This window comes from Micromonospora globbae, from assembly GCF_003610785.1.
Classification (GTDB): domain Bacteria; phylum Actinomycetota; class Actinomycetes; order Mycobacteriales; family Micromonosporaceae; genus Micromonospora; species Micromonospora globbae.
Window position 1 is genome coordinate 377,928 of the sequence record NZ_RAQQ01000004.1, and the last position, 6,354, is coordinate 384,281.

The 6,354-nt window shown below is 75.2% G+C and carries 6 protein-coding genes; 5 read left to right on the forward strand and 1 reads right to left on the reverse strand.

The genetic code is table 11. The features are described from left to right. Nucleotides 1-133: 133 nt before the first annotated feature. The 5 genes from D7I43_RS07950 to D7I43_RS07970 all read left to right on the forward strand — a co-directional run bounded on the left by D7I43_RS07950 (nucleotide 134) and on the right by D7I43_RS07970 (nucleotide 6,047). The gene (locus D7I43_RS07950) at nucleotides 134-799 is read left to right on the forward strand and encodes a response regulator transcription factor (RefSeq protein ID WP_120327740.1); all 666 of its coding nucleotides are present in this window, start codon (nucleotides 134-136) and stop codon (nucleotides 797-799) included. Beyond that, nucleotides 796-1,854, forward strand: a complete 1,059-nt coding sequence (locus D7I43_RS07955) for a sensor histidine kinase (protein WP_120327741.1) — start codon at nucleotides 796-798, stop codon at nucleotides 1,852-1,854. The genes D7I43_RS07950 and D7I43_RS07955 overlap by 4 nt, the downstream gene beginning before the upstream one ends. A 133-nt stretch (nucleotides 1,855-1,987) precedes the next feature. After that, a complete protein-coding gene (locus tag D7I43_RS07960; RefSeq protein ID WP_240032842.1) occupies nucleotides 1,988-4,285 on the forward strand; it encodes a pyridoxal-phosphate dependent enzyme in 2,298 nt (765 codons plus the stop codon). Continuing rightward, nucleotides 4,282-5,415 carry a D-alanine--D-alanine ligase family protein gene (locus D7I43_RS07965; protein ID WP_120327742.1) on the forward strand — a complete coding sequence of 378 codons (1,134 nt, stop codon included), beginning with the start codon at nucleotides 4,282-4,284 and terminating at the stop codon, nucleotides 5,413-5,415. The genes D7I43_RS07960 and D7I43_RS07965 overlap by 4 nt, the downstream gene beginning before the upstream one ends. Then, nucleotides 5,412-6,047 carry a M15 family metallopeptidase gene (locus D7I43_RS07970; protein ID WP_120327743.1) on the forward strand — a complete coding sequence of 212 codons (636 nt, stop codon included), beginning with the start codon at nucleotides 5,412-5,414 and terminating at the stop codon, nucleotides 6,045-6,047. Before D7I43_RS07965 ends, D7I43_RS07970 begins: the two co-directional genes overlap by 4 nt. A gap of 65 nt (nucleotides 6,048-6,112) precedes the next feature. Here D7I43_RS07970 and D7I43_RS34060 read toward each other — a convergent pair whose 3' ends face one another. Next, entirely contained in the window at nucleotides 6,113-6,235 is a 123-nt protein-coding gene (locus D7I43_RS34060) for a hypothetical protein (RefSeq protein ID WP_275670821.1), read from the reverse strand. Nucleotides 6,236-6,354 lie beyond the last annotated feature (119 nt).

A 6,354-nucleotide genomic window follows, 5' to 3' on the forward strand; every position in this document is an offset into this window, starting at 1 on the left:
CCCGCCCGGCTGCGGCTTGACCGTGTTTGTCCTGGCCGGCGGGGCGTGGAGGATGGCTGGCGGGTGCTTACGGAACCCTTATCTCCTGCTTGAGACCGTATGCCGGACAACGAGGAACCACGGGGGCGGAAGCGTGCGGGTGCTGGTGGCGGACGACGAGCGGTTGTTGGCGGACACGATCGCCCAGGGGCTGCGTCGCCTCTCGATGGCGGTCGACGTCTGCTACGACGGCGACGGCGCGCTGGAGCGGATCTCCGTGAACCGGTACGACGTGGCCGTCCTGGACCGGGACATGCCGGGGCGGACCGGCGACGAGGTGTGCCGGAGCCTCGCCGGGTCCGACGCCGGTACGCGGGTCCTCATGCTCACCGCCGCCGCCGGTATCCGGGACCGGGTGGAGGGTCTCGGCCTGGGCGCCGACGACTACCTGACCAAGCCGTTCGCCTTCGCCGAACTGGTCGCCCGGGTGCAGGCCCTCGGGCGGCGGTCCGCGCCGGCGCTGCCGCCCGTGCTCGAACAGCACGGGGTGGTGCTCGACGTGGCCCGGCACACGGTCACCCGCGACGGCCGCCCGCTGGCCCTGAGCCCGAAGGAGTTCGCCGTGCTGCACGTGCTGATGCGGGCGAACGGTCGGGTGGTCAGCGCGGAGGACCTGCTGGAGCAGGCGTGGGACGAGTTCGCCGACCCGTTCACCAACGCCGTCCGGGTGACGCTCATGACGCTGCGCCGGAAGCTCGGCCAGCCCGCCATCATCCACACCGTGCCCCGGGCCGGTTACCGGATCGGCGGGCCCGAATGAGCCCCCGCCGCCGGATCGTCCTGGTCGGCGTGGTCGCGCTGCTCGTCGGGTTCTTCCTGCCGGGCCTCGTGAAGTGGCTGCTGGGCATCGTGTGGCTGCCCGCCCGGGAGATCTGCGGCCTGGCCGAGCCCGGGCTGAACCTGATCTGCGAGCCGGCCCGCCAGCTCGACGTGGCCATCCCGCAGATGGCCTCGCTCGTCCTCAGCGCCGTCGCGGTGCTGGGGATCTGGGGCGCCGCCGCGTGGTGCCTGCGTCCCGTGCGTGATCTCGCCGAGCCCATCGCGCACGTCGGGCCGCAGAACCTCGGCTACCGCATCCGGCGGTCCGGCAGCGACGAGCTGGCCCAGCTGTCCCGGGCGATCGACCAGATGATGGAGCGCATCGCGGCCGGCTACGAGGGGCAGCGGCGGTTCGCCGCGAACGCCTCGCACGAGCTGCGTACGCCGCTGGCCGTCCAGCGGACGCTCATCGAGGTCGGCATGGCCCAGTCGCTCACCGGCGAGCAGCTGGAACTGCTGACCGCCCAGCTGTTGCAGACCAACGAGCGCAACGAACGGCTCATCGAGGGGCTGCTCGCGCTCAGCGAGAGCGACCAGGGGCTGCGCTCCTCCACACCGCAGCGCCTCGACGAGATCGCCGGCAGCGTGCTGGCCGCCTACCAGGACCGCGCCACGGCGGCCGAGGTGACGATCGAGAGTCACCTCGCCCCCCGCGTCGTCATGGGGGAGCGGGTGCTGCTGGAGCGCCTCGTCACCAACCTCGTGGAGAACGCGATCAAGTACAACCGTCCCGGCGGGCGACTCACCGTCGTCGTCGGGCGGACGCCGGCGCTGACCGTGGTCAACACCGGTCAGGTCGTACCGGCCGAGGCGGTCGCCGGGCTCTTCGAGCCGTTCCGGCGGCTGGCCCGGGACCGCACCAACCACAGCGGCGGCGCCGGACTCGGCCTCGCCATCGCCCGCTCCATCACGCAGGCGCACGACGGCGTCATCGCCGCCCGGCCCGCCGACGGCGGCGGGCTCCGCGTCGACGTCCAGCTACCGATCCCGCACTAGACCCAGGTCACAGCCACCACACCGAACCAACCAGGCCCCGGGACCCGTGTGTACGGCGTCCCGAGCTCCGGGCTGCCCGGAAGCGTCCCGCTCAGGGGCCACCGGTTCCGCCCGGAGCCGGAGAGGAGAAGCCGTGACGACCCGCACCGAGCAGCCGCCGGTGGGTGCCACCTCGACGGCGGCGGGCCGCGAGACGTGGGCCGACGTGGCCAAGGGCGCCTGCATCGTCCTCGTGGTGCTCTGGCACGTCGTCGTGAAGGACTACCTGCGTATCGACTGGCGCGCCGGCGTGCCGGTGCCGGGGGCGTGGGGGCTCCTCGGCGAGCAACTGCTCCCGCTGCGGATGCCGCTCTTCTTCACCATCTCCGGCATCTTCGCGGCGAACGCCGTCAACCGGCCCTGGCGGGCCGCCGCCCGGTCCCGGGTCGCCGGCAACCTCTACCTGTACGCCGCCTGGCTGCTCATCCACACGGCGCTGCTGGCCCTCGTCCCCGGTTTCCCGACCGACCGCGCCACCAGCCCCGGCGACCTGCTGGCCCAGCTCACGGTCACCCCGTCCAACCTCTGGTACCTGTACGCGCTGGCGCTCTACTTCGTGGTGGCCAGGGCGTCGCGGCGGGTGCGGCCGGCCGTGCTGCTCGCGCTCGCCGGGGCCCTGTCGGCCGTGGCGGCGGCGGGTCTGCTGGACACGCCCGGCAACCGGGGCGGGGTCTACCAGAACCTGGTGTTCTTCCTGGCCGGCGTCCACCTCCGGCCGTACCTGACGGGCTGGGCGGCGACCGCGACGCGCCGGCGCCTCGTCGGTGTCTCCGCCGCGTACGTGGCGGCACTCGCCGCCATGGGGCTGGCCGGCGCCGAGCGGTGGTTCGGCGTGTGGCCGGCGGTCTCCGTCGTGGCCGTGGCGTTCGGCCTCACCGTGGCGGCCGTGGCCGCCCGGCGGCGGGGCGCGTCCACCACGGCGCTCGCCGCCCTGGGACGCCGGACGCTGCCCGTCTACGTGATCCACATGCCGGTGCTCGCGCTGCTGCACCGGCTCCTCGCCGGTCCGGTCACGGACCTGCACGGACCGGTACGGGCCGTGCTGGTGGCCGGCTACCCCGTCCTGCTCACCGTGCTCGTGCTGGCGCTCAGCCTGGCCGTCCACCGCGGACTGCTGGCGGCCGGCGCGGGGTGGCTGTTCACGCCGCCGTCCCGGCACAACCTCGAAGGAGAGACCATGTCCCGCACAGATCCACCTACCCCGGCCGTACGGCTGGACCGGGCCCGCGTCCAGGAGGCGGCCCGGTGGCTGTCCGGCCGCGTGGTGCGTACGCCCCTGTTGAACTCCCCGGCGATCGACCGCCTGGCCGGCGTCCGGATCCTGTTGAAGGCCGAGAACCTCCAGGCCGGCGGCTCGTACAAGATGCGCGGCGCGATGCTGGCCGTGGGGCGGCTCGCCGCGGCCGGGCACGGCGGGGTGGTCGCGCAGAGCACGGGCAACCACGCGGTGGCCGTGGCGCTGGCCGCCCGGCGGCACGGGCTGGCGGCGACCGTGGTGCTGCCGGTGGACGCGGCGCCGACGAAGGTCGCCCGGGCCCGGACGGCGGGCGCGGAGGTCGTCTTCGCGGGCACCTCCCTGGAGGAGCGGCTCGCCGCGGCGCGCCGGATCGCCGGCGCCCACGGGCACCCGCTGCTCGACGCCTACGACCACCCGGACGTCATCGCCGGGCAGGGCACCGCGAGCCTGGAGCTGATCGAGGAGGCGGAGCGCGCCGGAACCCCGCTGGACGCGCTCGTGGTGCCGGTCGGCGGCGGCGGGGGCGTCGCCGGCGCGTGCCTGGCCGCGGCCGGGACACCGATCGAGGTGTACGGCGTCGAGCCGGTCGGCTGCGACTCGCTGGCCCGTAGCCTCGCGGCCGGCCGGCCCACCCCGGTCGCCCCGGCGCCCACGATCGCCGACGGGCTGCGTCCCGCCTGCGTGGGCGAACTCCCGTTCGCCGTGGCGCGGGACGCCGTGCGGGGCGTCGTACGCGTCGACGACGACCAGATCGCCGAGGCGTTCCAACTGCTGCTCATGGAGTTGAAGGTGCTCGCCGAGCCGTCCGGCGCGGCCGGCCTGGCCGGCGCGCTGCGGCTGGCCGCGGACCTCGGCGCGGCGGACCTCCGCCCGGCGGTGGACCCGCGCGCGGCGGTGGACCCGCGCGCGGCGGTGGACCCGCGCGCGGCGGTGGACCCGCGCGCGGCGGTGGACCCGCGCGCGGCGGTGGACCCGCGCGCGGCCGTGGACCCGCGCGCGGCGGCCGGGCGGTTCGGTGCCGCCCCGCCGGGACGGGAGCGCTACCGCACCGTCGGCGTCGTGCTGACCGGCGGGAACGTCGACAAGGAGCTGGTCGCCCGGTTGGCGGCCCGGCAGTTCGCCGACCTGGCGGCGCGAGAGGGGGTGGCGGCATGAGCACGCCCGTTCGGATCGGAGTCCTGTTCGGTGGCCCGTCGGCGGAGCACGACGTGTCCTGCGCCTCGGCGCTCGGCGTCGCCCGGGCACTCGCCGACGCCGGCCACCGGGTCGTCGCGATCGGCGTCACCCGTACCGGAACCTTCCGCCTCGTGCCGGACGCGGTGCTGGCCGAGCTGCGCGCCGGCGGCGGCGCCGGCCGTGCCATCGACGACCGGTTGACCGTGACCGGTCCGGCGGTGGAGCTGCGCGTCGGCAACCGCCCCGGCACGGCCCTGGTCGCGGCGGCGAACGCGCCCGGCGCCGTCCACGCGGAGGTGGACGTGGTCTTCCCGGTCCTGCACGGCCCGTACGGCGAGGACGGGGTGGTGCAGGGGCTGCTCGAGTCGCTGGGCGTGCCGTACGTGGGGTGCGGCATCCTCGCCTCGGCCGTGGGCATGGACAAGGTGGCCATGAAGCGGGCGCTGCGGGCCGAGGGGGTGCCGACCACCCCGCACGTCTCCTTCGACGCGCACACCTACCGGGCGGCGGACGGCCCGGAGAAGCTGGTGCTGGGGCTGCGCCGGCCGCTGTTCGTGAAGCCGGCCCGGATGGGTTCCTCGATCGGGATCTCGCGGGTCACCGAGGGCGACGACCTCGGGGCGGCCGTCGAGGAGGCGTTGCGGCACGACACCGTCGTCCTGGTCGAGCAGGGCGTGACCGGCCGCGAGCTGGAGTGCGGCGTGCTCGGCGGCTGGCGCCCGGAGGCGTCGGCGGTCGGCGAGGTCCGGGTGGCCGGCGGCTGGTTCGACTACCGGCAGAAGTACTACGGCGACGACGACCCGATGGTGGTCCCCGCGCCCCTGCCCGACGAGGTCACGGAGCGCGTCCGGGAGCTGTCGCTGCGGGCCTTCGCGGCCATCGGCGGCTGGGGCCTGGCCCGCGTCGACTTCCTCTACGACGAGGCGAGCGGCGACCTCTACGTCAACGAGCTGAACACGATGCCGGGCTTCACGGCGCACTCCATGTACCCGAAGGTGTGGGCGGAGTCCGGCGTCGACTACCCGGAACTCGTGGACCGGCTCGTCGGCCTCGCCCTCGCCCGGCACGCCGAACGGCCGGCCGGCGTACGCCCGGGGGCGCTCCGATGATCCTGCTCTCCGACCCCCGTGTGGCCGCCGTGCCGAGCAGCGACGACGGCGAGCCGCTGGTCGATCTCCGGGAGGTGCCGGAGCTGCGGCTCGACACCCGTGCCGCCGATCCCGCCGGGGCGTACGCCCGGGTGCGCCGTGGGGTCGCGGAGCGGCTGCTGGCCGCGCAGCGCGCGCTGCCGGCGGGCCTGCGCCTGCTCGTGGTCGAGGGGTACCGGCCGCACCACGTGCAGCGGGACATCTTCACCGGCTACCGGGAGGAGCTGCGCCGCCGGTATCCACAGTGGTCGGCGGGGCGGCTGCACCGGGAGACCACGAAGTTCGTCTCGCCCGTGGAGGTGGCGCCGCACAGCACCGGCGGCGCCGTCGACCTGACCCTCTGCGACCTCGACGGTGTCGAGCTGGACATGGGCACCGCCGTCGACGCGACCCCGGAGGCGAGCGCCGACGCGTGCTTCACGGCCGCCGGGAACATCCCGGCGGCGGCCCGCCGGAACCGGCAGATCCTCGTGGCGGCGCTCACCGGTGCGGGGATGGTGAACTACCCGACCGAGTGGTGGCACTGGTCCTACGGCGACCGGTACTGGGCGCTCATGACGGGGGCGCCGGCGACCCGCTACGGACCGCGGTGACCTGGCCGGCGCCCCGCGGCCCGCGCGGGCGCGCGCGGTGACCCAGGGTCCTCGACGGACGGCGGTCAGCGGAACGCGTCGAGGTGGTCGCGGACCCAGTCGGCGAAGCGGCGGGGCGGCCGGCCCAGCACGTCCTCGACGGTCCGGGTGACGGTGTACGCGGCCGGCGGCGGGTTTCCGTGCCTCAATGACAACCTGGGTGGGCCGCTCTCGGGCGGCGCTGATGCGGTAGCGGACTGACTCGTTCCCGTGCTGTCGCCCTACTGGGGGTTCGGAGCGGGCCAGTTCCGCAGCCGTGGTAGATACG